Source organism: Pseudomonas sp. Pmew2, assembly GCF_058129885.1.
Genome location: NZ_CM176702.1, coordinates 4,859,878 through 4,885,866, shown reverse-complemented (window position 1 = coordinate 4,885,866; position 25,989 = coordinate 4,859,878). Strand labels below are relative to the sequence as shown.

Genomic DNA, 25,989 nt, shown 5'->3' with positions numbered 1-25,989 from the left:
AACATTCCTCAGAGCTGGCCAAGTACACCTTCGACCAGGTAATTCATGCTCTCCAGGGCGATGTCGGTCTGGCCTTGTGACACACCATCGGCAATCACCACTGCGCCTTTGTTGTCCTTGAGCGGGCCTTTGAAGATCACGAACTGCCCGGCCATCATTTGCGCCTTGATGGCATCCGCTTTCTGTTTGGCGTCGTCTGTTACCGCAGGCCCATAGGCGGAAGTCTTGACGAAGCCTTCCTTGAGCCCGCCACGCAGGAAGTTGATCATCGGCGCGCCGCTCTGGGCTGCCGCGACATGGGCGCGATAAGGTGTTTCCCAATTCCATTCGGCACCGGTCAGGTAACCTTTTGGTGCCAGCGCGGCCTGGCTGGCGTGGTAGCCACAGGTCATCACACCGCGCTTTTCAGCCGTCTCGACGATCACCTTGGGGCCGTCGACATGACAGGTAAGTACGTCACAGCCCTGGTCGATCAGGCCGTTGGCAGCTTCTGCTTCCTTGACCGGCAGCGACCAGTCACCGGTGAAGATCACCGTGGTCACGATGCTCGGGTCGACCGAGCGGGCACCCATGGCGAACGCGTTCAGGTTGCGCAGTACCTGAGGCACAGGCTTGGCGGCCACGAAACCGAGTTTTTTGCTCTTGCTCATGTGCCCGGCTATCACGCCGTTCAGGTATTGCGCTTCGTCGATGTAACCGAAAAAGCTGCCCGCGTTGATCGGGTCCTTACCTTTCTGCCAGAGGCCGCCGCAATGCGCGAAGCGCACGTCCGGGTACTTTTTCGCGACCTTGACCACATGCGGCTCGAAGTAGCCGAATGAGGTCGGGAAAATCAGTGTCGCACCGTCCTGACGGATCATGGCTTCCATGGTCTTCTGCACGGCCACGGTTTCCGGGACGTTTTCCTCTTCGATCACTTTGACGTTGGGCAGCGTCTTGATGATGGCTGCTGCTTGGGCGTGGGCCTGGTTGTAGCCAAAGTCGTCGCGAGCGCCGACGTAGATGAAACCCACCACCAGCGGCGCGTCGGCTGAGTAGGCACGACCAAACGGCAGTGCTGCGCTCAGGCCGATAATGCCTGCCAACTTGATGAAACTGCGACGATCAACGTTCGACATGCGTGCTACCCCTGATCAATGAGCGATGGAAGATGTGTGCGCGGCGCGGTAGGCGCGCCAGCCTTTGAAATCAGTGATGTCCAGCGCGCCCTCAAGGCCGGCTGGCTCACAGATGAAACCCTTGACCCACTGGCCGTCGGCCAATTGCAGAGAACCGATGCCCAATGGCGCGGGAATCGCGGCGACGAAGGCCCCGAACAGGTTCAGCGGCATTTCCCAGACCTCGACTTCGATGCGCTCGCCCTGTTCAGGCACACGCACCAAGCCCGGCTTCGGTGGCGAAGTCCCGGCCAGTGCATACAACCGGTAATCTGCGCTGGTGGTTGTGGTACGCAGCAGACGGGCACTGCCTTCGAGCAATTGCCAGTTGAGCGGCTGGCCGACGAGGTGCGCGCCGACAACCGCGACCTGCACGACAGGGCTGTTGCGGGGCAGGGGTGCCATCGCGACGGCTTCGCTCTGGTCTGCCTTGCCGAAGAGTGGCTGCCAGGCTGCGGCTATTTCTGCCAGGCGTTGGTCGGCACCAGCGGGGCCGATCAGCGTGATGCCTGCAGGCAAACCGTCGGCACGGCGCTCTGTCGGGACGGCGAGGGCGCACATATTCATCAGGTTAACGAAGTTGGTGTAATAGCCGAGCTGTGAATTGAGCTCGACCGGGTTGGCGAGCACTGCATCAATGGTCGGCATGCAGGGCGCCGTCGGGACCACCAGCACATCGACCCCGGCCAGCAATTGCTGGGCTGTTCGCGTCAGTTCCGCCAGTCGATAGCGGGCATTGAATGTGTCCACGGCATCAAACGAAGCGGCGCTCTGCAGGATGCCGCGCACCACTTGATGAATATCGTCAGCATGGGTGGTAAAGAATCTGCCTACTGCTGCCCGCCGCTCGGCCACCCATGGGCCTTGGTACAGCAGGGCCGCGGCCTCGGCGAAGACATCGAAGTCGATGGGTTCGATAGTCACCAGCGGGTCGCTTTGCAGGGTTTGATGTAAGCCGTTTGCGCCTGAGCATCACCGAAGAACTCGCAGTGCCTTGGCACCGCGACACGCCGAGCCCTGCGCTGCACCGCCAATGCCTGCACGGCCACACTGGCCGGGTCGAGCGGATCGTAAGCCGCGATGACCTGCGCCACTTGCCAGGCTTGTAGCACATCCCCGGCAAATATCGACGGGCAGTCCAGCGTGCGGCAGGCAGGCACGACGCCTCGGCTGCTGAACAGGCCAAGGCTGGGCTTGAGCCCCACGATACCGTTGAAACCGGCGGGTACTCTGCCTGATCCTGCCGTGTCCGTGCCCAGTGCAAAACTCACGTAGCCACGCGCGACGGCAACCGCCGAGCCGGAGCTTGAACCGCCGCTGACGTAGGCCGGGTCGTGGGCATTGCGCACGGCCCCGTAGGGCGAGCGGACACCCACCAGACCGGTGGCGAATTGATCGAGATTGGTCTTGCCCATCAGTATCGCGCCACTGTCGAGCAGTAGCTGGACGACGTGAGCATTTTCCTTGGGCGTGTAGGCGAAAGCCGGGCACGCAGCCGTGGTCGGCATTCCGGCCACGTCAAAATTGTCCTTGACCGCAAACGGCACGCCGAACAGCGGCAGTTGCTCATAGACCGAATCGCCCGCTTCTGCGGCAATGCTTTCCAGTGTCTTCGCCCTTTCAAGAAGCTGCGTCACGGGCACGCGATGAATCCAGACTTCCGCCCGGTCATCCGCATCGATGTGCGCCGTCAGGGTTTGCACAAGTGCCGTCAGGGTTGTTTGACCTGAATGTAACGCCGACTGAAGTTGGGAAATATCGAGTGCGGTCATAGTGGTGTTCATTCATGTATACAAGATGAGCTGGCACGTTTGCACGTTATGGGCCAAGGTTGACCGAAGGCGGATTGGCAGGGGATTAAAGGCTGTTAGCGAAGTTTTTTGACGCAGTCATGCGTCATCTTTGCGCTTGAACGCGGCAATGTGCACAACGATGGATCACGGCATATCCATTGTGCAGGCAGTGGTGGCGTCAGCCGGACAACCGGTTTATCGGTCTCCGCTGACGTTAATGCGTTTGCCTCAACTCTGGCAGAACCTGATGCGGTTGCCGAACGGATCGCAGACTTCAAGTACCTGGCCCCAGCCCTGCTGAACAATGTCGGGTCGTGCATAACCGTACTGCTTGCCAAGCAGCTCATCGCGCAATTGCTCGATGTTTTGAGTGGGAATAAACACCGCAGCCCCCGGACAGGCGTCGCCGTGATGTTCGGAAAGGTGCAAATGCAGGCCATTGCGGCTGATCCCCAGATACAACGGCAGATCGGCCTCGAAACGATGCTCGAATTCGACGCTGAAACCGAGAAAGTCGAGGTAGAACTCACGCGCTTTGCGTTCGTCGAACATCCGCAGGATCGGGATGGCACTGTCGAAAGTCACAGTGGCTTGCTCGGTCGTGGACATGACTATTCCTTTATTGAAAACGATCGATTGTTTGATGTTTGCAGGCGATGCATGTTTGCTGACCCGAACTTGCCATCCAGGGCCTAAGCCTGATGCGGTCAGGCCGCAGGTTTGACCGGAAATGAGACGAAAGGCTTTATCTCCTTCAAGACGAACATGCTCTGCATCTCTTTAATCCCGGGGAGCCTTCTGACCACCGTCATGGCGAAGTCGGCAAAAGAATCCAGGTCGCGTGCCACCACCTGAAGCAGAAAGTCGGCATCTCCGCCGATGCTGTAGCACGCCACGACGTTCTCCAGTTGCATGACTTCCTGCTCGAATTTTCTTGCCTCGGCTTCACTGTGAGAGTCGATGCTGACCCGAATGAACACCATGACACCCAGCCCGATCTTGCGACGGTCCAGCACCGCTCTGTAACCCAGCACATAGCGATGCTCTTCAAGTTGTTTGACCCGTCGCCAGCAGGGCGAGGCAGACATGCCGATCTGATCGGCCAGGGTCTGATTGGTGATCCGGCCGTCCTGTTGCAGGGCCGTGAGGATCCTCATATCAATTGAGCTTAACGTCGGTGAGGTCATAAATACCGTTACTCCGCCTGGATGGGGAAACTTATACCGATTTCAGCCGCTCAGCCAGTAAGAACAGGTGATTTTTTCCGGCTTCAAGCGCGTAGTATTTTTGAACATGGAGCTTGAGCAGGCTCTGTATTCAAGCTGGCTGTTACATTTCAAGGAGTGCTACATGCTGGATCTGACTCAGGTTCTTACGTACTCGGCAGCGCTGGGCATTGCCGCAGCCATTCCCGGCCCTGGCATGGCTGCGCTGGTTGCGCGCAGTGTCAGTGGCGGTGCGCTGTCAGGCTTCTGCCTGCTGGCCGGTCTCATCCTGGGGGATCTGACCTATCTGTCATTTGCGGTATTCGGCCTTGCAATGATTGCCGAACACTTCAATGCGTTGTTTCAGGTCGTGCGTTGGGGGGCCGCGATTTATTTGTGCTACCTGGCCTGGCAGTTCTGGTTCGCAGACCATCAAGCCATAGAAATCGGAAAATCAGCAAAGAAAAAAGAGTTGCTGTCTGCGGTCGCTTCAGGATTGACCATCACCTTGGGCAACCCCAAGACCATTGCCTTTTATCTGGCGCTTTTACCGTTGGTCATCAATCTCGAAACGGTTTCTTTGCAGACGTGGGGGTTGGTTCTGGTGCCGCTGACTGTACTGGTACTGCTGGGGGTAGGGGCAGTGTTCATATTTGCCGCATTGCGCATTCGACATTTATTGTCGAGTGAGCGTGCTCAAAGGAAACTGTTTCGCGGTGCGGCAGCAATCATGGTAGCGGCGGCAGCGTCGATGCTGGTGCGCTGATCTGCCTGGAGGGTAGATGAGGCCGTTGATGGCCTCATCCGGTCAGCCGTTACAGCTCCTTTTTCAGATGCTTCTCGATCTGCTCAAGCGATTTGCCTTTGGTTTCCGGAAGGCACAGGAAGACAAATATCAACGAGCCGACGTTGATGGCCGCAAAGATGAAGAACGTCGGGTTGCCGATGGTATCGACTGCAATCGGGAAGGTGAATGCCACCGATGCGTTGAACAGCCATTGCATCGATACCGCTGTGCCGGTCAGCAATCCGCGCACCTGCATCGGGAACAATTCCGACATCAGTTGTCAACGCCAACTAAAAAGTGACCCCCTTCCGTGCTAAATCGCCAACTTAGTTTTGACCCCCCTCGGGTTCATATTTTCGAGCCGGTTCGGCCCGAGAAGATTTGGTTCCTGCTTTGCGCTTGTCCTTGAGTCGATAGCTTTCACCTGTCATCTGCACGATATGGGCATGATGTAACAGCCTGTCCAGCATGGCCGCTGTCAGTGTTTGATCATCCGCAAAGGTTCCGGCCCACTGGGTAAACGGCAAGTTACTCGTGAGGATCAGGCTGCCTTGCTCGTAGCGCTTGGCGACAACATTGAAGAACAGGTTGGCTTCATCACGACCAAACGGCAGGTAACCGATTTCATCGATGACCAACAACCCGGGGGCCATCACCACACGACTGAAGTATTCCTTGAGCCGTTCCTGGCGGTGCGCAGCGGTCAGTTGCAGCATCAAGTCAGCCGCAGTGACGAAGCGGGTTTTGATACCGGCCATCACTGCCCGGTAGGCCAGGGCGATGGCCAGGTGGCTCTTGCCTACACCACTAGGCCCCAGGAACACGATGTTCTCGGTACGCCCAACAAAACTCAATGCTGCCAGCTCCTGGAGCTGTGCCCGGGGGACGCCGGTGGCAAACGCGAAGTCGTATTGCTCCAGCGTTTTCACGGCGGGCAGCGCGGCAGTTTTCAGCAGGGCCTGTCGAGAGCGTTCACTTCGGGCATCGGTCTCGGCAGCCAGCAGCTTTTCGAGGAAGTCGGCAAAGCTGTCTTCGCCGCTTGCTGCTTGTTGGGCAAGGTGCGGCCAGTCCACCCCGACGCGCTCAAGCTTTAGCCCCTTGCATAGTTCTGTCAGGCGAGCATGTTGAAGGTTCATGCTCTCACCTCCAGCAGTTGCTCATAAACCGACAGCGGATGCTGCAAGCTCTCGTACGGCAGGACCCGTCCCAGGCGTAGGCCTTGGGCGGGTTGTGGGCGCAGGCTCTGTGTTGGCAGTGGTAATAGTACCTGCTGCTCTTGGGCCAGACGTACCGCCGGTTGAACACCCGTCGTGCCGTGAATCCGCTGATGAGCGACTTCGTCGAGCCATTGGCCGATATGTGCGTTGGCCGTCACCACATCCAGCGTCAGACCCGCACTCTTGAGCGTAGCGGCCAACGGGGTAATGAAACTGCCCTTCAGATACCCGTTGAAGCGCTCAACCTTGCCCTTGGTCTGGGCACGGTAAGGGCGGCAGACCTTGGGAATAAAACCAAACTCATCGGCCAGCGCAGCCAATCGGGGATGCCAACGGTGCTGGCCCTCCCCAAAAGCATCTCGCTCGGTGATGATGGTTCCGGCGTTATCAAACAATGCCTGCTCGGGCACGCCGCCAAAGTAAGCGAACGCCTCCCGAAGCCCTGTCAGCCAGGCTTCGCTGTCCTCTCGCTCGGAGAAACGGACAAAGCTTGCTCGACTAAAACCAAGTGTCGCCACGAACGCCTTAAGCGGCTGACGGCCTCGTCGAATGGTGGTGAAGTCCACCTGTATCTGCTTGCCGGGCAGTGTCTCGAAACGTACCACCGGCTCTTCTGCCTTACGTTTGAAGGGGCGAATATAAGCCTTCAGACGACTGACGCCGCCGCTGTACCCCAATGCCGTGATCTCACGCAGCAGGACGGTCGCCGGAATCCAGTGTGGGCGCGCCGCCTCAATACGCTCGTGCAGGTAGTCCTTGAAGGGGTCGATTTTGCACGGACGTGCGGGTCTCACCTTGTCACTGGGTAGCGACCGGGCCTTTCGCAGGTACTTGCGCACGGTGTTACGCGAAATACCCAGCTCACGGGCGATGAATTTGATGCCATGGCCCTGACGGGCCAACACTTTAATTTCCACAGACTGCTCCTGGGTCAACATATTGGCAGCTCAAAGCCGCCAGTTTTACCCAGGGGGGTCAATTCTAGGTTGGCGTTAGGGGGTCATTTTTACAGTGGCGGTGACAATCAGCAGCCAGTAGACCGGCGAGATGCACATCTGCATGAACAGCAGGAACACCAGAATGCAGGCGAGGGCGGTGTAGCTCTGGGTCAGGTTCTGCGGCATGAATTGCAACACGCAACCCAGCGCTGCCTGCATCAGGATGACCATCACCAGCCCGGTCATCAGCAAGTGCCGACGGCCATAACGGCCAATCGCCCAAATGCCGAGCAGGGTCGCGATAACCGATACCACGCCGTTGCCGATGGTGGCGGTCAGCGCGGCGTTGGTGCCCATGCCGGTATTCTTGAGAATGATCGGGGTGTAGTACATAAAGGCGTTAACGCCTGTGAGCTGCGCGGTAAAGCCTAGACCGATGCCGATCAGCAACAACTTGATCACCCAGCCCTGACGCAGCAACTCCCTGGCTTTCGGGCGGTGACGAGCCTCCTCGTCCTGCGCTTTCATCTCGTCCACTTCGCGCTGCGCATCCTGCTTGTTGGTGCGCAGTTGCTCCAGCACATCCTGCGCTTCATCGAAGCGGCCTTTGGACGCCAGCCAGCGCGGCGACGGCGGTACGAAGAATGTACCGACCAGCAGCAACACTCCCGGGACCATGGCGATGGCCAGCATGTAGCGCCAGATGCCAGGTGTGTGCAGCAGAGCGGCCATGACCGCGCTTAGAACGTAGGCGAGCAACTGGCCGCTGACGATCATCAGTTCGTTACGGCTGACCAGTCGCGCACGACGCGACGGCCCGGCGATTTCGGCAATGAACACCGGCACCGTAGCCGAGCCGCCACCCACTGCGATACCCAGCAGGAAGCGCGCAGCAACCATGAACGGAATGGAAGGCGCGATGGCCGTGCCCAGTGCGCCAGCAATGAACAGCACCGACAACAGGCGCAAGGTCAGACGGCGTCCGAAACGGTCGGAGATGTAGCCGCTGGCAAGCGAGCCAAACGCAGCGCCGACGATCAGTGAGGCGGTGATCATTCCTTCGCTGTAGGCATCCAGGCCCAGCCCGCCCTGATCGGTGGGGAGCGTCATGAAAGGCAATGCACCGGCGATGATGCCGGTGTCATAGCCGAACGCCAGCGCACCCATGGTGGCCACGAGCACGGATATAAAAATGAGTCGATTCGGTGAAGCGCTTTGCCGACCTTGCGGATCGGCCGCTGCTGAGGTGCTACTTGAAGACATGAATCTGAAGTCCTTCGTTTGAAACCAGCGTCGCGCCAGTACGTAGATGTCAGGCTTAGGGCGATGTGTTGCGCGCTAGTTCCCTACAAACCCGGTCGGGATTGAATTCTTGAAGGCGCTCTGCGTGCGAGGATGGCTGAAACGATTAACTGCGTCTGGTCATAATGACCATATTTTTCCATTTTTTTGGTCAATAAGACTCAGTCTTTTTGACTGGTAAGTCTGCTATTAATTGATTTTAAAGAGGTTTTTATCTGGCACGCGCGTTGCTCTGACTCCATGAACGAAACTGCACACTCTGGAGTGGATCATGCTCAGCACTGCCCATCGCGACATCATCAAAGCCACCGTACCGATCCTTGAAACAGGCGGCGAGGCACTGACCACTCATTTCTATCGCATCATGCTCGATGAATATCCTCAGGTTCGTCCGCTGTTCAATCAGGCCAACCAGGCTAGTGGCGCACAGCCACGGGCGCTGGCCAATGCGGTGTTGATGTACGCGCGCAATATTGATCGCCTCGAAAACCTCGGGCCGCTGGCGGCGCAGATCGTCAACAAACATGTCGCGCTGCAGATACTGCCGGAGCATTATCCGGTTGTCGGTGCCTGCCTGCTGCGCGCCATTCGCGAAGTGCTGGGCGCAGAGATCGCAACGGATGCAGTGATCGATGCATGGGCTGCGGCGTATCAGCAACTGGCTGACATGCTGATCAATGCCGAGCGCGATGTGTATGAAAGCATCGCCGCAGCACCGGGTGGCTGGCGTGGCGGACGGCTGTTCAAGGTTGTTCGCAAGGTGCCGGAAAGCAGCGAGATCATGTCGTTCTACCTGCAGCCTGTTGATGGTAAACCGGTCATCGCGCACAAGCCCGGTCAGTACATCGGTATCCGGTTGAACACCGAAGGCGGAGAAATTCGTAGAAATTACTCGCTCTCTGCGCCTGCCAACGGTGTGAGCTATCGCATCAGCGTCAAGCGAGAGCAGGGGGGCGTTGCGTCCGGTTACCTGCACGATCAGGTCGCAGTGGACGACACCGTAGAATTGTTCCCGCCCTCTGGCGAGTTCGTGCTTGTCGAAGGCAGCAAACCGCTGGTACTGATCAGCGGCGGTGTCGGCATCACCCCGACGCTGGCCATGGCGGAAGCGGCGTTGCAGGCAGGTGGCCGACACGTCGTGTTTATCCACTACGCGCGTAATGCCAGCGTGCAGGCGTTCCAGGCGGTCATTGATGATTGGCGCGAGCGATATGCGCAGTTTGCGGCGCACGTGGTTTACAGCGAAGCTACGGCCGGTGATGTACCGGCAAATACCGTGACGGGGCTTGCTTCGACGGAGCATCTGCAGCAATGGTTGCCGGAGGACACGGATGTCGAGGCATACTTTCTTGGTCCGAAGCCGTTCATGGTGTTCATCAAGCGCGCGCTGCACGAGCTGGGTGTTCCGGACCGGCAGAGCCATTATGAGTTTTTTGGTCCGGCCGAGGCGTTGGCCTGAGCGCATTCAGATGCGCAGAAGCGCATATCTTTTGAAGCATCCCCTTAAAAAGGCTGCTTCAAGTATTTTTTGAACAGGAGGGCGCACCATGAATCTGGCCGAGCAATATCGAGCTTACATCGCCTGTCTTAACGAACGCCGCTGGCAGGATCTCGGCGATTTCGTCGACGACGATGTGCAATACAACGGCGAGCGGATCAGCGTGGCCGGCTACCGGGCGATGCTGGAAAACGACGTCAGGATTATCCCTGACCTGCGTTTCAACATTGACTTGCTGGTGGTTGAGGCGTCACAGGTTGCTGCCCGCCTGATATTCAACTGCTCGCCGCAGGGGCGATTTCTGGGGCTGGATGCGCATGGCCAGCGTATTACCTTTTCTGAAAACGTGTTCTACACATTCAGCGACGGCAAGATTGTCAGCGTCTGGTCGGTCATTGATAAAGCCGCAGTGGAGCGAGAACTTCGTGGCGGGCCAGCGGCCGTCTCCAGTGACAGAGGCGCCTGAAATTTTCATCGGTGCCTAGCTCATCAGCGCAGTCTTTCCGGCACGCTCGTGGAAGTAACAGCATTTCAGGGCACTCCCCGGTGGCAGCGCAGTCTTTTCTAGACACTTTCACCCCGCGGAGCCCGACATGATCACTGTCCACCACCTGAACAACTCACGTTCGCAGCGCATTTTGTGGCTGCTCGAAGAGCTCGACCTGCCCTACGAGATCAAGCGTTATCAGCGCGACCCGAAAACCAACCTTGCGCCACCCGAGCTCAAGACCGTGCATCCGCTGGGCAAATCACCTGTCATCGAAGATGGCCCGCATGTCGTCATCGAGTCCGGTGCCATTGTCGACTACCTGATTCGCCGTCATGGCGACGGTCGTCTGCAGCCGGACCCGGCCAGCGCTACCTACGATGAGTACGTGCAATGGCTGCATTTCGCGGAAGGCTCGGCCATTCTCCCGCTGATGCTCAACCTGTACGTAGGACGTCTGGGTGACGCTGGCGCACCGCTGCATCCGCGAATCCAGTCAGAGCTGGCCAATTATCTGGGTTACCTGAACGACTCTCTGGGGTTGACGCCTTATCTGTTGGGAGAAGATCTGAGTGGCGCGGATATTCAGATGAGCTTCATTGGCGAGTTCGCCAAGGCTCAGGGAATGCTGCAGCCGTACCCGAATGTGACGGCGTGGGTTGAAAGACTGCAGAGCAGGCCTGCGTACCGCAAGGCTTTGGAGCAGGGTGGGGAATATTCTTTCGCCAAGTAACCGCCATGCCAGAGGCGTTTGCGCCGCGCATAGTCACGAGAAGTGTTCTCCCGGACACCTCTCGTTCCCATGCTCCAGCGTGGTAACGCAGCCCGGAACGGCATGCGACGCGGAGCGCCGCACGATAGTTGCGATGATCGTTCCGCACGCTCTGCGTCGCCAAGGCGCGTACGTTGCCGGTCAGCCTTCGGACAGGCTTATCGAGTCCTGATCCGCTTCGGCCGCCAGCTTCAAGCGGTCGGCCTTGCTGATGTATTTGGCCTTGCTCTGCGGGGCCAGTTTTGCGCTGGCCTTTTTTGCGTGGGCTTTCAGTAGCTGCTGTATTTTTTTACGACGATTCATGCTCTTCAACTCGCTTGCAGATGCGTGGATGATACCAGCTGGAATATCTGCTCATACACGCGTCGATTACCCTACGTTTCCAACCATCTGCCACAGCGACGCCCCGACACCGGTGATGCTCTCTCCGGCAATCAGGCCTGCCGCTGCGGTAATGGCGAAGCGTTCTGTAAGGGACGGCCAGCGACAGTTCACCAGCCAGGTGAGCACCGCGCCAAGGGCCATCATCAGAGATACTGAGGCTGGCAGGACAAAAGCCAGGCCCAGGGCGGCGGCGCTCGGCATGTACCGGGTGCGATGGGCGGGTAACGTGCTGTCGAGGATGCCCAGCAACAACCCCGCCAGCCCGCCGATGAAAATTGCCCAGCGGATACTCGCTGACAATGAATCCAGGCCGTGGGTCAGCGTTTGCGCGACGGCTTTCCAGGTGGCTACCGCCGGGGCGGGCCATTCTTCGGTAAGCAGCATCGATTGCGGGTCCGGGATCAGCGCCATGTAAGCCAGGACGCCGACGATGCTGCCGACGAAAATCCCCAGTGTCTGGGCGATCAACTGTTTACGCGGTGTGGCGCCAATCGCCCGGCCGACCTTGAAGTCGTTCATCAGGTCCGTGCATTGCCCGGCAGAACCTCCGGCCGTGTTGGCGCTCATCAGGTTGATCGGCACCTGCCCGGGCGCGACGATGCCGAAGCTCAGTTGGGATAACTGCCCGATTGCCCCAATGGGAGGAATGCCGGTGGCACCGACCACTCGAGCCGCCACGGCCGCCAGGCAGATTGCCAGGGGAATGGTCAGCAACGCCATCCACAGGTTAATGCCGAACAACAGCGCCTGCAGGCTAACGACCAATATGATCGCCAGTACGAAACCGGCGGCAGGCCCTGCCTTTGGCATTGACCACGTCGTCCCGCCACTGGCTCTGGTGGATTTGTGCAGTGCCCACAAACGAATCACCAATGAGGCCAGGGTCGAGCAGACCATCAGGCTTACACCCGGCCACAGCAACCATTCCACCAGTGCTGCGAACTGCGGGCCGCTGCTGTCGGCCGGTAATATCACCAGCCCCTGTTCCAGCAGCCACGGCCCCACGCCGCCCCAGGCCAGCAGAGCACCGAGCAGCAGGGTCATGCCGACGCGAATGCCGATAATTGCGCCAAACCCCACCAGCAGCAGCGAAGGGTCGGCGGTAAAGGTCAGACGCTCCAGGTGAGCGCTCGGCGACCAGCGCGGGAAGGCCCATATGAACGTGTCGACCCACTTGGCCAGCGCAGACAGCAACGCGGTGCTGAGCAGCACCTTCAAGCGTATTGCGGCTTCGCGCCCATGGTTGTAGATGTGTAGCAGGGTTTCCAGAGTGGCCATGCCTTCGGGAAACTTCAGCGACTTGTCGTTGAGCAGTGATGGGCGCAAGTACCAGGCAATCCAGATCCCCAGAAAACTTACCGAAAAGACCCAGGCGATCATCGGGACGGCATCCAGTTGCTGACCGGTCAGCAAGGTATAAGCCGGAATCGGCGCGACCAGCCCACCGGAAATGATCGACGCAGCCGCCGACGCCACGGTCTGATTGATGTTGCTCTCATGCAGCGTCCACGGTAGGTGCGCGGACGAACGCTTTGACAGGCCTTGCCATATCGCATAACCGATCAACAAGGCGATGATCGACATATTGAACGACCAGCCAATCTTCAACCCGGAGTACACATTGGAAGGTGTCAACAGGATACCGAGCACGACCCCGGTAATGACCGCGCGCAGACTAAGTTCACGCTCGACAGGACTGGCAAGAGGGATCGATGGCGAGGTTGAAAGCATGCGAGTTCCTTTCGGCAATGAGACAAGGCAACCTATAAAGTGAGCGTCATATCGGCCGAAGGTTCATATGGCAGGCTTCGTTGTTGAGTGGCGTTAAGGCATCCGTTTGTCCCGATCTTTGCCGACCGGCTACGCAGGGTGCCTGTTGCGGGAGCATCAGAAATCAGACTCTTAGAAGGACATCGCCACGCGCCCTCTGATGAATTACAGGCGGTGAACCAGAATATCCAGCCCCTCGCCAGTGTGTGGAGTCTGGAAGTAGCGCGTGATCAGCCTGAACTCCGCATCTGTAGCCGCAAAGTCATGCTCTGCTGTTTCGTTACGAGCATGCAGTCTGGCAAGGCAAATATCATCTTCCACATCGAGATAGTGCAGTCGATGCTTAACCTGAGCGTCTTCAGCCAGGCTGCGAAGCCATTGGCGGTCTGCAAGCGTATTGGCTGGGAAATCCAGAACCACGCACATGCCGGACTTCAGCATGTCGATGACCAGAGGGCCGATGATGTCGCGAATCCGATGGGCCAGACGCACGTAGTCCGCCACTGATTTGATCTCGTCAGGGTAGAGCCGAGAGAGCCATTGATCTTCACTGAGCAGGATCGCTGAATGCTCGGTCGCGATTGATTTTGCCAGTGTCGATTTACCGGATGCGATCTTGCCGCACAGCAGGTGAAGTTTCGTGGCGAGCATCAAGGCGTGTCCCTTTTCCAGTCTTAAGGTGTGCATTCCTGAGCAGAGGCGAGGCCGTGACCCTGCGGGAGCCTCTCAGCCAAGCACATTCAGCGCATCATTGAAATGGCACTCGCGATCGTCACCGCAACATGCGCGTCATTCTAGTCGCATAACCCTGCGGCGATCATCCTGCGAACGGCGCGGGCAATATCTTGCGTCGCCTGTCCGGTCTGCTCGCCTGGCAACTGATCGAACATATGCGGCACGCCTGGATAGACGTGCATTTCAACAGGCACTCCCGAACGCGACAGGGTCAGTGCGAATGCCAGGTCCTCTTCAAGAAACAGATCGAGTGCGCCAACGCAGATGAAAGTGGGCGGCAGATCGCTCAGGTCGGTGGCCAGTGCGGGGGAGAACAGGGTCTTGCGATCATCGTCCAGTGCGTAGGCACCGCGCAGGCTTTCCCAGCAAAAATGATTGGCCTGGCGCGACCAGCTGAAAGTGCCGGTAGTCGGGTTGGCTGGCGGAGCGTCAGGCGCGCCAGTGCGGTGATCGAGCATGGGGTAGATCAGCACCAGACCGGCGAGTGTCCGCAGCCCTTTGTTTCTTGCCAGCAGAGCGAGCGCGGCAGCAAGCCCGCCGCCGGCGCTGTGGCCCATGATCACCAGGTTACCGGTGTTCATGCCCAGCGTCGGCCCGTGGCTGAATATCCACTCCAGCGCTGCGTAACAGTCTTCCAGCGGGATCGGGAATGGATGCTCGGGGGCGAGCCGATAATCGACAGCGACGATGATTGCCTTGAGCTCGACGGCTAGCTCTGCGAGGTAATCATCGGCCATCTCCGGGCTGCCCAGAACAAAGCCGCCACCGTGGATATACAGGATGACGGGGGGGGGGTGGGGTGTTCAAGCGGCGGGCCGGGCCGGTAAAGGCATAACCTGATGCCGACGTCCGAAACGCCTGTGGTCCAGTGCTGCTCGCTACGGGCCGCAGTGGCTGCCGTCCAGGCGGCACCGACGCGAGCCCTGATCCCGGGCAGGGTCTGATGTGTCCAGCTACCCGCAGGCTCATCCATGAACGAGTGATAGGCCGGGTCCAGCAATTCATTTGCGTTCAACGGTTGTCCCCGATGCGCAGGAGGTGCACAGGAAAGTGCCCTGTGCACCTTCAGTGCCTAGAGCCAGGCTTTGATCTGCGTGCAGACTGCCGGCGTGGAAATGCCATAACGATCATGCAGTGTAGGCAGCGCTCCAGCGTCGAGAAAAGCGTCCGGCAGGGCGATCTGCCTGAAGGTCGGTGTAACGCCATTGCGCAGCAACACCGTCGCCACTGCTTCGCCCAGCCCGCCGATAATCGAGTGGTTTTCGGCGGTCACCACCAGACGGCCTGGTTTTCTGGCTTCCGCCAGAATGGTCTGCTCGTCCAGCGGCTTGATGGTCGGCACGTGCAGCACCGCAACATCGACACCGTCGGCCTGGAGTGCCTTGGCCGCTTCCAGGGCACGCATGGTCATCAGGCCGGTGGAGATGATCAGCACGTCGTTGCCGGTGCGCAGGGTCTTGGCTTTGCCGATCTCGAATGTGTAACCGTATTCGTCCAGCACCAAGGGCACGTTACCGCGCAGCAGGCGCATGTACACCGGGCCCTGATGCGCTGCGATCGCAGGGACCGCCTGTTCTATTTCCAGTGCATCACAGGGGTCGACGATCATCAGGTTGGGCATGGCGCGAAAGATCGCCAGGTCATCGGTGGCCTGATGGCTGGGGCCGTAGCCGGTGGTCAGGCCCGGCAGGCCGCAGACGATTTTGACGTTGAGGTTGTCCTCGGCAATCGCCATGCAGATGAAGTCGTAGGCGCGACGCGAGGCGAACACCGCATAAGTGGTCGCAAACGGTACGAAGCCTTCCCGAGCCATGCCCGCAGCCGCGCTCATCAGCAACTGTTCGGCCATGCCCATTTGGTAGAAACGTTCAGGGTGCGCTTTGGCGAAGATATGCAGGTCGGTGTATTTCGACAGGTCAGCCGACAGCCCGACGATATCCTGACGTTGCTCCGCGAGCGCCGCCAATGCATGACCGAACGGAGCCGGGCGGGTGGCCTGACCCTCGGAGGCGATGGACGCGATCATCGCCGAGGTAGTGAGTTTTTTCTTCGGGGCAACGGACGGAGCCGAGGTGTTATTGGCAGAGCTCATACGGTTTTCCCCTCGTCGAGGTTGTTCAGTGCGACGTCCCATTCGTGCTCATCCACGCGGATGAAGTGGGTCTTTTCACGGGTTTCCAGAAACGCCACGCCCTTGCCCATTTTCGTGTCGCAGATGATGACCCTGGGCTGAGCGCCGACGTGTTGGCGGGCCGCGTCGAAGGCTGCGACCAGTGCGTTCAAGTCGTTGCCGTCGACGCGCTGGGTAAACCAGCCAAACGCCTGCCAGCGATCCACGATAGGTTCGAAAGCCAGCACTTCACTGGAGTGGCCATCGGCCTGCTGGTTATTCACATCGACGATCGCGATCAGGTTGTCGAGTTTCCAGTGCGAGGCGGACATGGCCGCTTCCCAGGTCGAGCCTTCGTTCAGCTCGCCGTCCGACAGCAGGTTGTAAACGAAAGATCTTGAGGCCTTGCGCTTCAGCCCCAGGCAGGCACCTACCGCAATGCCCAGACCATGACCTAGGGTCTGTTCCCGTTTCGACGTAACCCATTGATCTCTATGAGAACAGGCCCGTATTGTTGGAGTTCTCACACAACACCAATACGAGCCTGCAATGCCCCGATTAATGCTCAGTGATGAGCACTGGCCGAAGCTTCGAGAAATTTTGCTGCACGAATCGATCTACAACAAGCGAGATTTGCGCACCACGGTTGAAGGCATGCTGTACCGCATGCGTGTGGGTTGCCCTTGGCGAGACCTGCCGAAAGCGTTTGGAAACTGGAGCAAGGTCTACAAGCGGTTCAATGCCTGGTCTGCTTCAGGCAAGTGGGTCAAGGTGCTTGAGGTGCTGATGACCGATCCTGACATGGAGTGGGTTTTCATTGATGGCAGTTATGTAAAGGCTCATCAGCACAGTGCAGGTGCTGCCAGCACGCAGGACCAGGCCATCGGAAAAAGCCGAGCCGGTAACACCAGCAAGATTCACCTGGCTGTAGACGCTTGTGGGCTGCCCATTGCATTTGACGTGACCGGAGGCCAGACCAATGATTGTTCGCAGGCGGCCTCGTTGATTGCCAAGATGCCCAATGCAGAAGTGATCATTGCGGACAAGGGCTACGACACTGAAGCGATACGCGCTCAGGTCGAGCAGCAAGGCAGCAAAGTGGTGATTCCACGAAAGCGCAATTCTCTGAAAGGGAACGCAGATCTGGACAAAGGGTTATATCGCAATCGACATCTCGTAGAAAACGCCTTTGCCCGGTTGAAGCATTTCCGGGCGGCGGCTTCTCGGTTCGACAAACTCAAGAGAAACTATGAAAGCGTCATAGCAATGGCCTGCGCTTTTCTGTGGCTGCCAATGTGAAACGGGAACAGACCCTAGCGAACCGCCGGTTATTTCCATTCCGGGGGTGTAAGTCGCCATCCCGGACATGGGCAAACGGCTGTCATCCGAGCCGTAGGTTTCCAGTTCATCGAGCGGGACGATTTCCGCCTCTATCAATGCCGCGTACAGCGCAATGGTATAGTGGCCGATCGACAGATAAAAGCGGTCGCGCTGCTCCCATTCAGGGTCTTCAGGCCGATAGTTCAGCGCGTGAAAATAGGACACGGCGAGCAGGTCCGCAGCGCCCAGTGCCTGTCCGACATAACCCTGGCCCTGAACCTGGCCCATGCGTAATGCGTGCCGGCGAATGTTATGGGCACGCTGCGCCAGCGAGGTTGAAGGCGCAGATAAAGTAGTGGCTGTCATGGTGATTACTCCGTTGACTCAACGATTGACCGAGGCGGCAGGGATGCGCAGCACCAGATAGGCGCCGATGAACAGCACGCCAGTAATCAGGTACATGCCAATGGCGCTTGAGCCGGTCGTGGTGGTGATCCAGCCGATCAGGTAGGGCGAACAGAAGCCCGCGAGATTGGCGAAACTGTTGATTCCGGCGATCCCGGCGGCCGCCGATACCCCGCCCAGCAGGGTGGTAGGCAGCATCCAGAACAGCGACGATGCCGAGAGAATGCCTGCTGCGGCGAGGCACAGGCTGAGCACCGACAGCAGCAGATTGCCGCCGAACAGCGCTGCCAGGCTCAGCCCGAGCGCGCCTGCGATCATCGGCCCGACCAGGTGCCAGCGGCGTTCTCGATGCTTGTCGCCGCTGCGCCCCATCAACAGCATCACGACGATTGCGCACAGGTAGGGAAGGCTGGTCATCAGGCCGATATGCAGCGGGTCGGAAACGCCTGCATTGCGAATCAGCGTCGGCAACCAGAAGGTGATCGCGTACTGGCCCATCACCACGCAGAAGTAGATGCATGCCAGCAGCCACAGACGCTTGTCGCGAATGAAGGCGCCTACCGACGCGTGTACCACTTTCTGGCTGTTGTCCTCTTGCAGTTCCTTGTTGACCAATTCCTTTTCTTCAGCAGACAGCCATGTCGCCTGATGCACGCCATCCTTCAGATAGCTCAGTACCAACAAGCCGACGATCACCGTCGGGATCGCTTCAAGGACGAACATCCATTGCCAGCCGGCCCAGCCATGAACGCCTGCGAAGCGGGTCATGATGTAGCCCGACAGCGGACCGCCGATCATGCCGGACAGCGGGATGGCGATGAACCAGAGCACGGTCATGCGCGCGCGGCGATAAGAGGGGAACCAGTACGTCAGGTACAGCAGCAGGCCCGGTGCCAGACCGGCTTCCGCCACGCCGAGCAGAAAGCGCAGGGCATAGAACTGCCAGGCGGTTTCGACAAAGGCGAAGAGGGCGGAAATGATGCCCCAGGAGATCATGATGCGGGCGATCCAGCGTCTTGCCCCGACGCGATGAAGGATCAGGTTGCTGGGCACTTCGCAGAGGAAATAGCCGATGAAGAACATGCCGGCACCGAGGCCGTAGACGGTCTCGCTGAACGACAGGTCGTTCATCATCTGCAGCTTGGCGAAGCCGACATTGACACGGTCCAGGTACGCGCACAGGTAGCACAGCATCAGGAACGGCATCAGTCGCCAGGCGGTCTTGCGGTAGGCATTGGCGCGCGTGGTCGACACCGCGTCGAGGGTCATGGTGGTTATCATGATGGTCTGATCTCTTGTTTTTATAGACCGCCAGGCATTCGCCCGGCGTATCGTCGATCCAGAACAAACACGGGCTGTTTGCCAGCCCGTCCACACGCGGTCAGTGAATCAGCATGCCGCCGTTCACATCCAGCGTGATACCGGTGAGATAGGACGACAGGTCGCTGGCCAGAAACAGCGCGGCATTGGCCACGTCCTGCGCTGCGCCCAGGCGGCCCAGCGGAATGCCGTCGATGATCGCGTGGCGTCGCTCATCCTGCATCAGACCGCCGGTGATATCGGTATGAATCAGGCCGGGGGCGATGGAATTGACACGCACCTGATCAGGCCCGAATTCACGTGCCATCGCCTTGCCCAGCCCCAGCACGCCGGCTTTCGCTGCACTGTAGTGAGGGCCACCGAAAATGCCTCCGCCACGCTGGGCGGAAACCGAAGACATGCAGACGATGCTGCCCGAGGATTGGGCGCGCATGGTCGGGATCACCGCTTGCGACATGAGCAGAGTGCCGCGCAGGCTGACGTCGAGCACCTTGTCGTAATCGCCAGGGCGGATGTCCAGAGTCTTGATGGGCTGTGTGATACCCGCGTTATTCACCAGAATGTCAATACGACCGTAGTGCGCGATGATTTTGCTGACGGCTTCGTGAACCTGTTTTTCATCGGCGACGTTGGCTGCCACGCCCAAGTGGCCTTCACCCAACGCGGCAGCGGCATCGTGTGCAGCGGATTCGTCCAGATCGATAATGACCACGCGTGCGCCATGGCGGGCGAACGTGACCGCGGTTGCGCGACCGATACCGCGCTCCGACGCCGCGCCGGTGATGACTGCGATTTTGCCTTGAAGAAGCATGAGGGATACCTCTGATTATTGTTGTTGGGTTCGATTCGGGTGATCGATGACTTCAGAGTGTTCCCGGTGCCGGTTCTGAGCAATGCCGCAAAAATCACTGGGTGCTGAAAAAAATTCACCTCTCGTCAATCCGCAATACCAGTGGTTGAATGCATGAAACTCGAATAATCGGACACATCGGAGTGTTCATGCAGCCTGATGACGATGCACCTCTGAGCCTGCCACCGCTGAAAGCGCTTCAGGCCTTCGAACAGACTGCCCGCTTCGGCAATCTGGCCAGAGCAGCCGAGGTCCTGGACCTGACACCCTCGGCAGTCAGTCACCAACTGGCCAGACTGGAGGCTTTGATCGGACGGCAATTGTTCGTCCGGGCCGCGCGTGGTGTCACGCTCACGCCGGTCGGCGAGCAGTATCTGAAAGATGTCTCGGGGGTGTTGCACAGCCTTGCCGTCGCGACCGAACGTGCGGCAAGCGATGTCAGTCTCGATTGCTTGCGCCTGCATTCCGCGCCCAGTTTCGGGCTGCTCTGGCTAATGCCGAGGCTGGAGGCGTTTCGGGTAAGCCACCCGGATATCCAGATCAACCTGTCGTGCTCTTATGAGTCGCTGCATTTCAGCCGGGACAAGATCGATGTCGATATCCGTCATGGCAGACCAAACTGGCCGAGCTACGAAGTGCGCACCCTGCGTGACGAGAAATTCGCTGTGCTGGCGTCTCCGCAACTGCTGGCGCGTCGCCCGGTGCACAGCGCAGCGGACTTGCTCGACCGCGAATTGATTCTCTCCGAAGCCACGTTGCTCAAATGGCCCGAATGGTTTGCCCGGCATGGACTGGCTCGCCCGGAAAAGCCTTATGCGCTGAGTTTCGACCGTTCGTACATGACGCTGGAAGCCGCCAGTCACGGCTTGGGTTTTGCGCTGGAAAGCACCTTGCTGGCGCAAAAGTATCTGGGCACTGGCGAACTGATCGAAGTTGCGCCTCAAGAATTGACTGCACCGGTTGCAGCGCATCATCTGGTCTTTCCCAGGGCCCATTCCGGCTTCCCCAGAGTCAGAAGATTTCTTGAATGGATGGAGCATGAGTTAGGGCAGGGGTTTGTGTTTTGAGCCGCCCCGCTTATGTTTTAGCCTCTTTGCCAAGCGTGAGCATGGCATAGGGCATGGCTTCATTCTCATGCGGTCTGAATAAGCCTCACCATGGAGATGTCATCATTTATGGAAAATAAACTGGTTTCCAGGACCGCAGTCGTTACCGGCGCGGCTCAAGGCATCGGTGCCGCCATTGCAAAACTCTTTGTGCAACAAGGCTGCTTCGTTTACGTCACTGATATTAACGACGACCTTGGTAATGCGGTTGCAGGCAACTCGATTCATCCAGCGGCCATCCTCACCCCCATGTGGGAACCCATGTTAGGTAGCGATGCCGGTCGTGAGGAACGAATGGCTGCGCTGGTTCAAGACACTCCGCTCAGGCGATTCGGAATGCCTGAAGAAGTGGCCGCTCTGGCCTTGCTGCTCGCGTCGGATGACGCCACCTACATCACGGGCAGTGAGTTCAACATTGAGGGTGGTCTGTTGGCTGGGACGGCTGCTACTCCGGCAGTCCTGAACGACAGCTAAACTAGGGACATTAAGATCGCGCCTGCGAAAGACAGTTTTTTACCGATTCTGTTGAATAAGTCGTCTACCAATGATCAGCCCGTTTGAGAAAACCAGTTTTTTCAACACAGCCGGCCCAAAGCTGCCCTTCGCGGGGAAAAAAATCATGGCTAAGTGCTACCGGTCGCAAAATACCGCAGCGGTGATGCTTGATAATCGTTTTTCTGAGAGACTGAAATTCGACAAATACGAAAAGAGAGTCGCGCTTCAGTAACTCTTTTCCTCCTTCAATTTGAACCACGCCGCGGAACAGGATTCTGCGGCCGTTGGGAGATCCGTTTGCTTAATGTCCCCAAGGATCTGATCGGTGATGACCGCCTGTCTCATGTGCTGAGTGCCAGCGAGAGACTGACCTGTGCGGCCTCGGTGGAGGAGGTCGTCGCTGTGTTGAGGGACACGGCGCGCGCTGCGGTAGGCGCGGAGGGCATTGCGGTCGTCATAGAAAATGAAGGCCGCTGTTCTTATGTAGCCGAAGATGCGGTCTCTCCCCTTTGGCAAGGACAGAGCTTCCTGATTGACCATTGTGTATCTGGTTGGACGATGCGCCATGGTGAGACGGTTGCGATCCGTGACGTTTGGCTCGATCCACGCATCCCGCAGGACGCTTACGCGCCGACCTTTGTCCGAAGCCTCGTGATGGTGCCCATCGGTAGACCTGTTCCGTTCTCGGCGCTTGGCGCTTACTGGTCCGATGTTCGCGATCATGATCCCGATACGATCAAACTGTTGGAAAGTCTGGCGCGACTGGCAACCATCGCAATCGAGAATGCGCGCCTGACCCAGGCACGCAATCGCGGGGCGGCACTAAGGACCACTCAGAATCGAATCCTGGAGCTGGCTGTAGAAGTAACAACCCTGAACGTTACCCTGGATGCAATCGTCCGCGAAGTGGAAGCGCTGTCAACGTCGGGATTCGTGGGGAGCATCGTGCTCCTGGATGAAGACATGTATCACGTGGAGCATTGTGCCGGCCCGAGTCTGCCTGACGCTTACACTGACGCTCTCAATGCCATTGCTGTCGCCCCGTTCCAGGGCTACCAGAGCGCATTAATGGCAGTGGCCGACATCATGATCGACCCACGCTGGAGCGAGTTCCGCGATCTGGCCGTCGGACATGGGCTGCTCGTCTGCTGGTCGGTTCCTATCCGTTCGGCGCAGGGCGCACTGCTCGGTGCGTTCGTCCTGTACCACCGTGAGCTGCGTGAGCCATTGCCAGCGGATATTGAGATCATCAACTTCGTGGCTCATACGGTCGGACTGATTGTTCACCGTGCACGAACGGATTCCGCGATCCGTATCAGCGAGTCGAGATTGCGTCTTGCCGTCGACCACGCCGATGTGGGTTTCTGGGACGTGGATCTGGTTCATGACACGCTGGTTTGGCCTTCACAAACCAAGGCGATGTTCGGCATCTCGGCTAACGTGAAGGTCACGTTGCAAGATTTCTATGATGGTTTGCACCCCGAGGATCGTGATGCGACGATCGACGCCTTCCTGGCGGCCGCAGATCCAGAGCGTCGCGCGCTCTACGAGGTCGACTACCGCACGGTTGGCCGAGAGGACGGCATCGTTCGCTGGATCGCGGCAAAGGGGCGCGGGGTGTTCAATGCAGCCGGTGTCTGTTTGCGCGTCACCGGCACCGCAATCGAAATCACTGCTCGCAAGGCTGCCGAGGAGGAGTTGAGGGAGCTTAACGACACCCTTGAAAGGCGAATTGTCCAGGCCATCGCCGAGCGCGAGGAGGTCCAGCAGACGCTGCGCCAGAGCCAGAAGATGGAAGCAATGGGGCAGCTTACCGGCGGCGTTGCGCATGACTTCAATAACCTGCTCACGCCCATTGTGGGCACGCTCGATCTGCTTCTGCGACGTGGCGTGGGTGGCGATCGAGAGCAACGTCTCATCTCGGGCGCAATGCAATCGGCGGAGCGTGCCAAGACGCTGGTACAGAGACTGCTAGCCTTCGCGCGCCGTCAGCCGTTGCAGACGGTTCCGGTCGATGTGGCCAAATTGCTGAGCGATATGGGCGATCTGGTGGCCAGAACGGCCGGGCCGAAAATCAAAGTGGTCGTCGACGCTCCAGAGAATCTGCCCGCTGCCATTGCCGATCAAAACCAGCTGGAGATGGCTGTTCTCAACCTTTCTGTGAACGCGCGTGACGCGATGATCGGGGGCGGCACCCTGTGCATATCTGCCGGTACGGTGCTGGTAGGCGATGGGCATCGTTCGAAGCTGCCGAAAGGCGAATACCTCTGTTTAACCGTCGCAGATACGGGCACTGGCATGGACGCTGCCACGCTTGGCCGAGCGGTGGAGCCATTCTTCTCCACAAAGGGTGTCGGCAAAGGGACTGGTCTGGGTCTTTCGATGGTGCATGGGCTGGCATCACAATTGAACGGTGCTCTCACGATTCAGAGTTCGCCAGGTTTCGGGACGAAAGTGGAGCTGTGGTTGCCGCGCAGCATGACCGTGCCAGCAGCGGCTTTGCACATTGTCGAGGCGTCAGAGCCGCAATTGACGCGCGGGATCGCGCTGCTGGTCGACGATGAGGAACTGGTACGGGCAAGCACCTGTTACATGCTGGCCGAGCTGGGTTACCGCGTGATCGAGGCCGGGTCAGGTGAAGAGGCCATGCAACTGATAGCCAACGGGCAGGCATTTGATCTGCTGATCACTGACCACCTCATGCCGGGTATCAACGGGACCGATCTGGCCCGGGTGGTCCGCTCCTCAAGGCCTGGAACCGCGGTCCTTCTGGTCTCCGGGTATGCCGAACGTGAGGGCCTTGATCCGGATCTTCCGCGGCTCACAAAGCCGTTTCGCAAAAGCGAACTTGCAGCATGCCTTGCCCCGCTTCACGGCAAGGGCGGCGGCCCCGCGTCAGAAGCTTATGGCTTGGCACCCTGACCTTCGCCAGAGTACGGGGTGAAGGCCGTCGTTCCTGTCAGCTCGGCTTTGGCAGTCAATGATGTGCCGCTCATCCCAGGCTACGGCCTCGCACCTGCCGACGGGATGATCATCGACGCTACGCCTCTAAACCTCCTTGGGCTGTGAAAATTTGCAGGGTTGGCCGCTAGCGCTTATATCCGCCCCTCAAACGGCCAGCCGATGCGCTTTCCAAGCATCACCGTCCTCGCTTTGCGAGCCTGTCCACAGCAGCTGCTTTTCCGGCGCACTAAACATCGAACGCAGGTTTTTTTCGATGGTGTTGCACAAGTCTTCCATGCGAATCTGGTGCTGACTGCTGCCGAAGGGCGCTTGCAGGTCGGTGCCGATACGGTCCATTGCCAGTAGGAGGCTGCCGACTACTGTGGATATCGCCGGGGTGAACCAGCCCAGGGTGGTTACCATGCTCAGTGGCATGATGACGCAGAACAAGGTGCTGAACAGCTTCGGAAAATAGACGTACGGGTAGGGCAGAGGTGTGTTGGCGATGCGTTCCATGCCGCCCTGGCAGTTGGACAGTTCGACCATGGTCGACTCCAGTCGTGCCAGACGAATGCTGTCGATGCGTCCCGCTGCAAACTCTTCGGAGATGATGGCTGCCGAGCCGTTCAGAATGTCATTGGGAAAGTTATTGCTATCAGAGGCCCGACGAATTTCGGCGTCCGACAACAGTCCGTCGAGTTTTGCGGTGCCGACATCGCCTTTGAGATGGGCCCGCAGTGCCCGCAGGTAGGCCACGTGGCGATGAAACAGCACTTCTTTCACCGAGTTGTTGCGATCATCGGTATTACCTTCAATCAGTGTAATCACCTGGCGGCCAAAGCTGCGTGAGCTATTGACCATCGCGCCCCACAACGTACGCGCTTCCCACCAGCGGTTGTAGGCACTTGTGTTGCGAAAGCTGATCAGCACGATCAATGCCGAGCAAAGCAGCGTGAGAGGCATCAGCGGGAAATCGATGCCCTTGCCTTCGATCAGCATGACATCCATCGTCACAGCCAGGTCCCAGAGCAGAAGCCAGAACAGCGACCAGCCAACATAGGTCACTGTTCTGCTGATGCACCGCCATTTTTTTTCGAAAAGACCCGTCATTACGGCACTCCCTTGCTGGGTTGGAAAAAGGCTGTGCATGTTCATTGAACACGCTATGCCGCGAACTTACGCCGCTTGCCTTAAAGCCCGCTTAATTTCCAGGTGCGTAATCTTCAACACGGTTTGCTGTGCTGTTTCGGCTGGAGCCTTTGAGTTCGGCATGCACAGGTCATGCACTGGAACCGTCAACGGATCCGGGACCACACAGCCTTTGTCGATCCTGTTCAATTGGCGGGTAGCCGGACGTTTCGCTGTTTCTGGCGTTGTTTGATCGACACTTCGCTG

General features: G+C 58.6%; 21 protein-coding genes and 6 pseudogenes. 8 read left to right on the top strand and 19 right to left on the bottom strand.

The annotated features are described in order from the left end of the window. Nucleotides 1-8 precede the first annotated feature (8 nt). The 4 genes and pseudogenes from AC4ANK_RS22630 to AC4ANK_RS22615 form a co-directional block, all read right to left on the bottom strand. Nucleotides 9-1,118: a BMP family ABC transporter substrate-binding protein gene (locus tag AC4ANK_RS22630; protein WP_002552373.1), complete on the bottom strand. Its 1,110-nt coding sequence runs from the start codon at nt 1,116-1,118 to the stop codon at nt 9-11. Between the two features lie 15 nt (nt 1,119-1,133). Further along, nucleotides 1,134-2,929 (bottom strand): annotated as a pseudogene (gene atzF / locus AC4ANK_RS22625) (allophanate hydrolase). A gap of 249 nt (nt 2,930-3,178) precedes the next feature. Beyond that, nucleotides 3,179-3,559 carry a glyoxalase superfamily protein gene (locus AC4ANK_RS22620; protein WP_002552375.1) on the bottom strand — a complete coding sequence of 127 codons (381 nt, stop codon included), beginning with the start codon at nt 3,557-3,559 and terminating at the stop codon, nt 3,179-3,181. Between the two features lie 98 nt (nt 3,560-3,657). Then, nucleotides 3,658-4,137, bottom strand: coding sequence for an Lrp/AsnC family transcriptional regulator (locus tag AC4ANK_RS22615; protein WP_002552376.1), 480 nt, complete (start codon nt 4,135-4,137; stop codon nt 3,658-3,660). A gap of 163 nt (nt 4,138-4,300) precedes the next feature. Here AC4ANK_RS22615 and AC4ANK_RS22610 point away from each other — a divergent pair, with 163 nt between their 5' ends. Beyond that, on the top strand, nt 4,301-4,921 hold the full coding sequence (locus AC4ANK_RS22610; RefSeq protein ID WP_002552377.1) for a LysE family translocator: 621 nt from the start codon (nt 4,301-4,303) through the stop codon (nt 4,919-4,921). A gap of 49 nt (nt 4,922-4,970) precedes the next feature. Here the strand turns inward: AC4ANK_RS22610 and AC4ANK_RS22605 are convergent. The 4 genes and pseudogenes from AC4ANK_RS22605 to AC4ANK_RS22590 form a co-directional block, all read right to left on the bottom strand. Continuing rightward, nucleotides 4,971-5,219: pseudogene (locus AC4ANK_RS22605) on the bottom strand (MFS transporter); the annotation flags it as partial. A gap of 49 nt (nt 5,220-5,268) precedes the next feature. Next, entirely contained in the window at nt 5,269-6,078 is an 810-nt protein-coding gene (gene istB, locus AC4ANK_RS22600) for an IS21-like element ISPsy4 family helper ATPase IstB (RefSeq protein WP_460383631.1), read from the bottom strand. Next, a complete protein-coding gene (istA, locus tag AC4ANK_RS22595) occupies nt 6,075-7,097 on the bottom strand; it encodes an IS21-like element ISPsy4 family transposase (RefSeq protein WP_002551322.1) in 1,023 nt (340 codons plus the stop codon). The genes istB and istA overlap by 4 nt, the downstream gene beginning before the upstream one ends. A gap of 84 nt (nt 7,098-7,181) precedes the next feature. Further along, nucleotides 7,182-8,360: pseudogene (locus tag AC4ANK_RS22590) on the bottom strand (sugar porter family MFS transporter); the annotation flags it as partial. A gap of 310 nt (nt 8,361-8,670) precedes the next feature. On the opposite strand from AC4ANK_RS22590, the gene hmpA reads away from it, so the two are divergent. The 3 genes from hmpA to AC4ANK_RS22575 all read left to right on the top strand — a co-directional run bounded on the left by hmpA (nt 8,671) and on the right by AC4ANK_RS22575 (nt 11,117). Continuing rightward, on the top strand, nt 8,671-9,858 hold the full coding sequence (hmpA, locus tag AC4ANK_RS22585) for an NO-inducible flavohemoprotein (protein WP_031595633.1): 1,188 nt from the start codon (nt 8,671-8,673) through the stop codon (nt 9,856-9,858). A gap of 88 nt (nt 9,859-9,946) precedes the next feature. Further along, nucleotides 9,947-10,363, top strand: coding sequence for an ester cyclase (locus AC4ANK_RS22580; protein WP_002552380.1), 417 nt, complete (start codon nt 9,947-9,949; stop codon nt 10,361-10,363). 127 nt (nt 10,364-10,490) lie between these two features. Beyond that, complete coding sequence (locus tag AC4ANK_RS22575; RefSeq protein WP_002552381.1) at nt 10,491-11,117, top strand: glutathione S-transferase family protein; 627 nt, start codon at nt 10,491-10,493, stop codon at nt 11,115-11,117. 180 nt (nt 11,118-11,297) lie between these two features. On the opposite strand, the gene AC4ANK_RS22570 is transcribed toward AC4ANK_RS22575, so the two are convergent. The 6 genes and pseudogenes from AC4ANK_RS22570 to AC4ANK_RS22545 all read right to left on the bottom strand — a co-directional run. After that, nucleotides 11,298-11,459: a DUF2986 domain-containing protein gene (locus AC4ANK_RS22570; RefSeq protein WP_002552382.1), complete on the bottom strand. Its 162-nt coding sequence runs from the start codon at nt 11,457-11,459 to the stop codon at nt 11,298-11,300. Nucleotides 11,460-11,525: 66 nt separating this feature from the next. Next, on the bottom strand, nt 11,526-13,271 hold the full coding sequence (locus AC4ANK_RS22565) for an OPT family oligopeptide transporter (RefSeq protein WP_002552383.1): 1,746 nt from the start codon (nt 13,269-13,271) through the stop codon (nt 11,526-11,528). A gap of 204 nt (nt 13,272-13,475) precedes the next feature. Beyond that, nucleotides 13,476-13,961, bottom strand: coding sequence for a P-loop nucleotide/nucleoside kinase family protein (locus AC4ANK_RS22560; RefSeq protein WP_031595635.1), 486 nt, complete (start codon nt 13,959-13,961; stop codon nt 13,476-13,478). 143 nt (nt 13,962-14,104) lie between these two features. Beyond that, a pseudogene (locus tag AC4ANK_RS22555) lies at nt 14,105-15,060 on the bottom strand (alpha/beta hydrolase). A 57-nt stretch (nt 15,061-15,117) separates the two neighbouring features. Continuing rightward, nucleotides 15,118-16,137 (bottom strand): transketolase family protein, encoded by a 1,020-nt coding sequence (locus AC4ANK_RS22550; RefSeq protein ID WP_011167980.1) that lies wholly within the window; start codon nt 16,135-16,137, stop codon nt 15,118-15,120. Next, nucleotides 16,134-16,616 (bottom strand): annotated as a pseudogene (locus AC4ANK_RS22545) (thiamine pyrophosphate-dependent enzyme); the annotation flags it as partial. The pseudogene AC4ANK_RS22545 and the gene AC4ANK_RS22550, both read right to left, overlap by 4 nt. An 88-nt stretch (nt 16,617-16,704) precedes the next feature. On the opposite strand from AC4ANK_RS22545, the gene AC4ANK_RS22540 reads away from it, so the two are divergent. Next, nucleotides 16,705-17,454 (top strand): IS5 family transposase, encoded by a 750-nt coding sequence (locus tag AC4ANK_RS22540; protein WP_460382697.1) that lies wholly within the window; start codon nt 16,705-16,707, stop codon nt 17,452-17,454. A 12-nt stretch (nt 17,455-17,466) separates the two neighbouring features. Here AC4ANK_RS22540 and AC4ANK_RS22535 read toward each other — a convergent pair. The 3 genes and pseudogenes from AC4ANK_RS22535 to AC4ANK_RS22525 all read right to left on the bottom strand — a co-directional run. Beyond that, nucleotides 17,467-17,841 (bottom strand): annotated as a pseudogene (locus tag AC4ANK_RS22535) (transketolase); the annotation flags it as partial. 18 nt (nt 17,842-17,859) lie between these two features. Beyond that, the gene (locus AC4ANK_RS22530) at nt 17,860-19,161 is read right to left on the bottom strand and encodes an MFS transporter (RefSeq protein WP_044323372.1); all 1,302 of its coding nucleotides are present in this window, start codon (nt 19,159-19,161) and stop codon (nt 17,860-17,862) included. Between the two features lie 100 nt (nt 19,162-19,261). Next, on the bottom strand, nt 19,262-20,011 hold the full coding sequence (locus AC4ANK_RS22525) for an SDR family NAD(P)-dependent oxidoreductase (RefSeq protein WP_002552388.1): 750 nt from the start codon (nt 20,009-20,011) through the stop codon (nt 19,262-19,264). 188 nt (nt 20,012-20,199) lie between these two features. Here AC4ANK_RS22525 and AC4ANK_RS22520 point away from each other — a divergent pair, with 188 nt between their 5' ends. Further along, entirely contained in the window at nt 20,200-21,117 is a 918-nt protein-coding gene (locus AC4ANK_RS22520; protein WP_002552389.1) for a LysR substrate-binding domain-containing protein, read from the top strand. A gap of 108 nt (nt 21,118-21,225) precedes the next feature. Then, on the top strand, nt 21,226-21,630 hold the full coding sequence (locus tag AC4ANK_RS22515) for an SDR family oxidoreductase (RefSeq protein ID WP_002552390.1): 405 nt from the start codon (nt 21,226-21,228) through the stop codon (nt 21,628-21,630). 64 nt (nt 21,631-21,694) lie between these two features. On the opposite strand, the gene AC4ANK_RS22510 is transcribed toward AC4ANK_RS22515, so the two are convergent. After that, complete coding sequence (locus AC4ANK_RS22510; protein WP_161937912.1) at nt 21,695-21,910, bottom strand: hypothetical protein; 216 nt, start codon at nt 21,908-21,910, stop codon at nt 21,695-21,697. A 143-nt stretch (nt 21,911-22,053) separates the two neighbouring features. Here AC4ANK_RS22510 and AC4ANK_RS22505 point away from each other — a divergent pair, with 143 nt between their 5' ends. Beyond that, nucleotides 22,054-24,573, top strand: a complete 2,520-nt coding sequence (locus AC4ANK_RS22505; RefSeq protein ID WP_002552391.1) for a GAF domain-containing hybrid sensor histidine kinase/response regulator — start codon at nt 22,054-22,056, stop codon at nt 24,571-24,573. Nucleotides 24,574-24,759: 186 nt separating this feature from the next. Here AC4ANK_RS22505 and AC4ANK_RS22500 read toward each other — a convergent pair whose 3' ends face one another. Next, nucleotides 24,760-25,704: a bestrophin family protein gene (locus AC4ANK_RS22500; protein WP_460384440.1), complete on the bottom strand. Its 945-nt coding sequence runs from the start codon at nt 25,702-25,704 to the stop codon at nt 24,760-24,762. Nucleotides 25,705-25,989 lie beyond the last annotated feature (285 nt).

What these genes read in the sequence shown, in the direction of transcription:
- AC4ANK_RS22630 (WP_002552373.1), bottom strand. Translation starts at nt 1,118, where the DNA reads ATGTCGAACGTTGATCGTCGCAGTTTCATCAAGTTGGCAGGCATTATC.
- AC4ANK_RS22620 (WP_002552375.1), bottom strand. Translation starts at nt 3,559, where the DNA reads ATGTCCACGACCGAGCAAGCCACTGTGACTTTCGACAGTGCCATCCCG.
- AC4ANK_RS22615 (WP_002552376.1), bottom strand. Translation starts at nt 4,137, where the DNA reads ATGACCTCACCGACGTTAAGCTCAATTGATATGAGGATCCTCACGGCC.
- AC4ANK_RS22610 (WP_002552377.1), top strand. Translation starts at nt 4,301, where the DNA reads ATGCTGGATCTGACTCAGGTTCTTACGTACTCGGCAGCGCTGGGCATT.
- istB (WP_460383631.1), bottom strand. Translation starts at nt 6,078, where the DNA reads ATGAACCTTCAACATGCTCGCCTGACAGAACTATGCAAGGGGCTAAAG.
- istA (WP_002551322.1), bottom strand. Translation starts at nt 7,097, where the DNA reads ATGTTGACCCAGGAGCAGTCTGTGGAAATTAAAGTGTTGGCCCGTCAG.
- hmpA (WP_031595633.1), top strand. Translation starts at nt 8,671, where the DNA reads ATGCTCAGCACTGCCCATCGCGACATCATCAAAGCCACCGTACCGATC.
- AC4ANK_RS22580 (WP_002552380.1), top strand. Translation starts at nt 9,947, where the DNA reads ATGAATCTGGCCGAGCAATATCGAGCTTACATCGCCTGTCTTAACGAA.
- AC4ANK_RS22575 (WP_002552381.1), top strand. Translation starts at nt 10,491, where the DNA reads ATGATCACTGTCCACCACCTGAACAACTCACGTTCGCAGCGCATTTTG.
- AC4ANK_RS22570 (WP_002552382.1), bottom strand. Translation starts at nt 11,459, where the DNA reads ATGAATCGTCGTAAAAAAATACAGCAGCTACTGAAAGCCCACGCAAAA.
- AC4ANK_RS22565 (WP_002552383.1), bottom strand. Translation starts at nt 13,271, where the DNA reads ATGCTTTCAACCTCGCCATCGATCCCTCTTGCCAGTCCTGTCGAGCGT.
- AC4ANK_RS22560 (WP_031595635.1), bottom strand. Translation starts at nt 13,961, where the DNA reads ATGCTCGCCACGAAACTTCACCTGCTGTGCGGCAAGATCGCATCCGGT.
- AC4ANK_RS22550 (WP_011167980.1), bottom strand. Translation starts at nt 16,137, where the DNA reads ATGAGCTCTGCCAATAACACCTCGGCTCCGTCCGTTGCCCCGAAGAAA.
- AC4ANK_RS22540 (WP_460382697.1), top strand. Translation starts at nt 16,705, where the DNA reads ATGCCCCGATTAATGCTCAGTGATGAGCACTGGCCGAAGCTTCGAGAA.
- AC4ANK_RS22530 (WP_044323372.1), bottom strand. Translation starts at nt 19,161, where the DNA reads ATGATAACCACCATGACCCTCGACGCGGTGTCGACCACGCGCGCCAAT.
- AC4ANK_RS22525 (WP_002552388.1), bottom strand. Translation starts at nt 20,011, where the DNA reads ATGCTTCTTCAAGGCAAAATCGCAGTCATCACCGGCGCGGCGTCGGAG.
- AC4ANK_RS22520 (WP_002552389.1), top strand. Translation starts at nt 20,200, where the DNA reads ATGCAGCCTGATGACGATGCACCTCTGAGCCTGCCACCGCTGAAAGCG.
- AC4ANK_RS22515 (WP_002552390.1), top strand. Translation starts at nt 21,226, where the DNA reads ATGGAAAATAAACTGGTTTCCAGGACCGCAGTCGTTACCGGCGCGGCT.
- AC4ANK_RS22500 (WP_460384440.1), bottom strand. Translation starts at nt 25,704, where the DNA reads ATGACGGGTCTTTTCGAAAAAAAATGGCGGTGCATCAGCAGAACAGTG.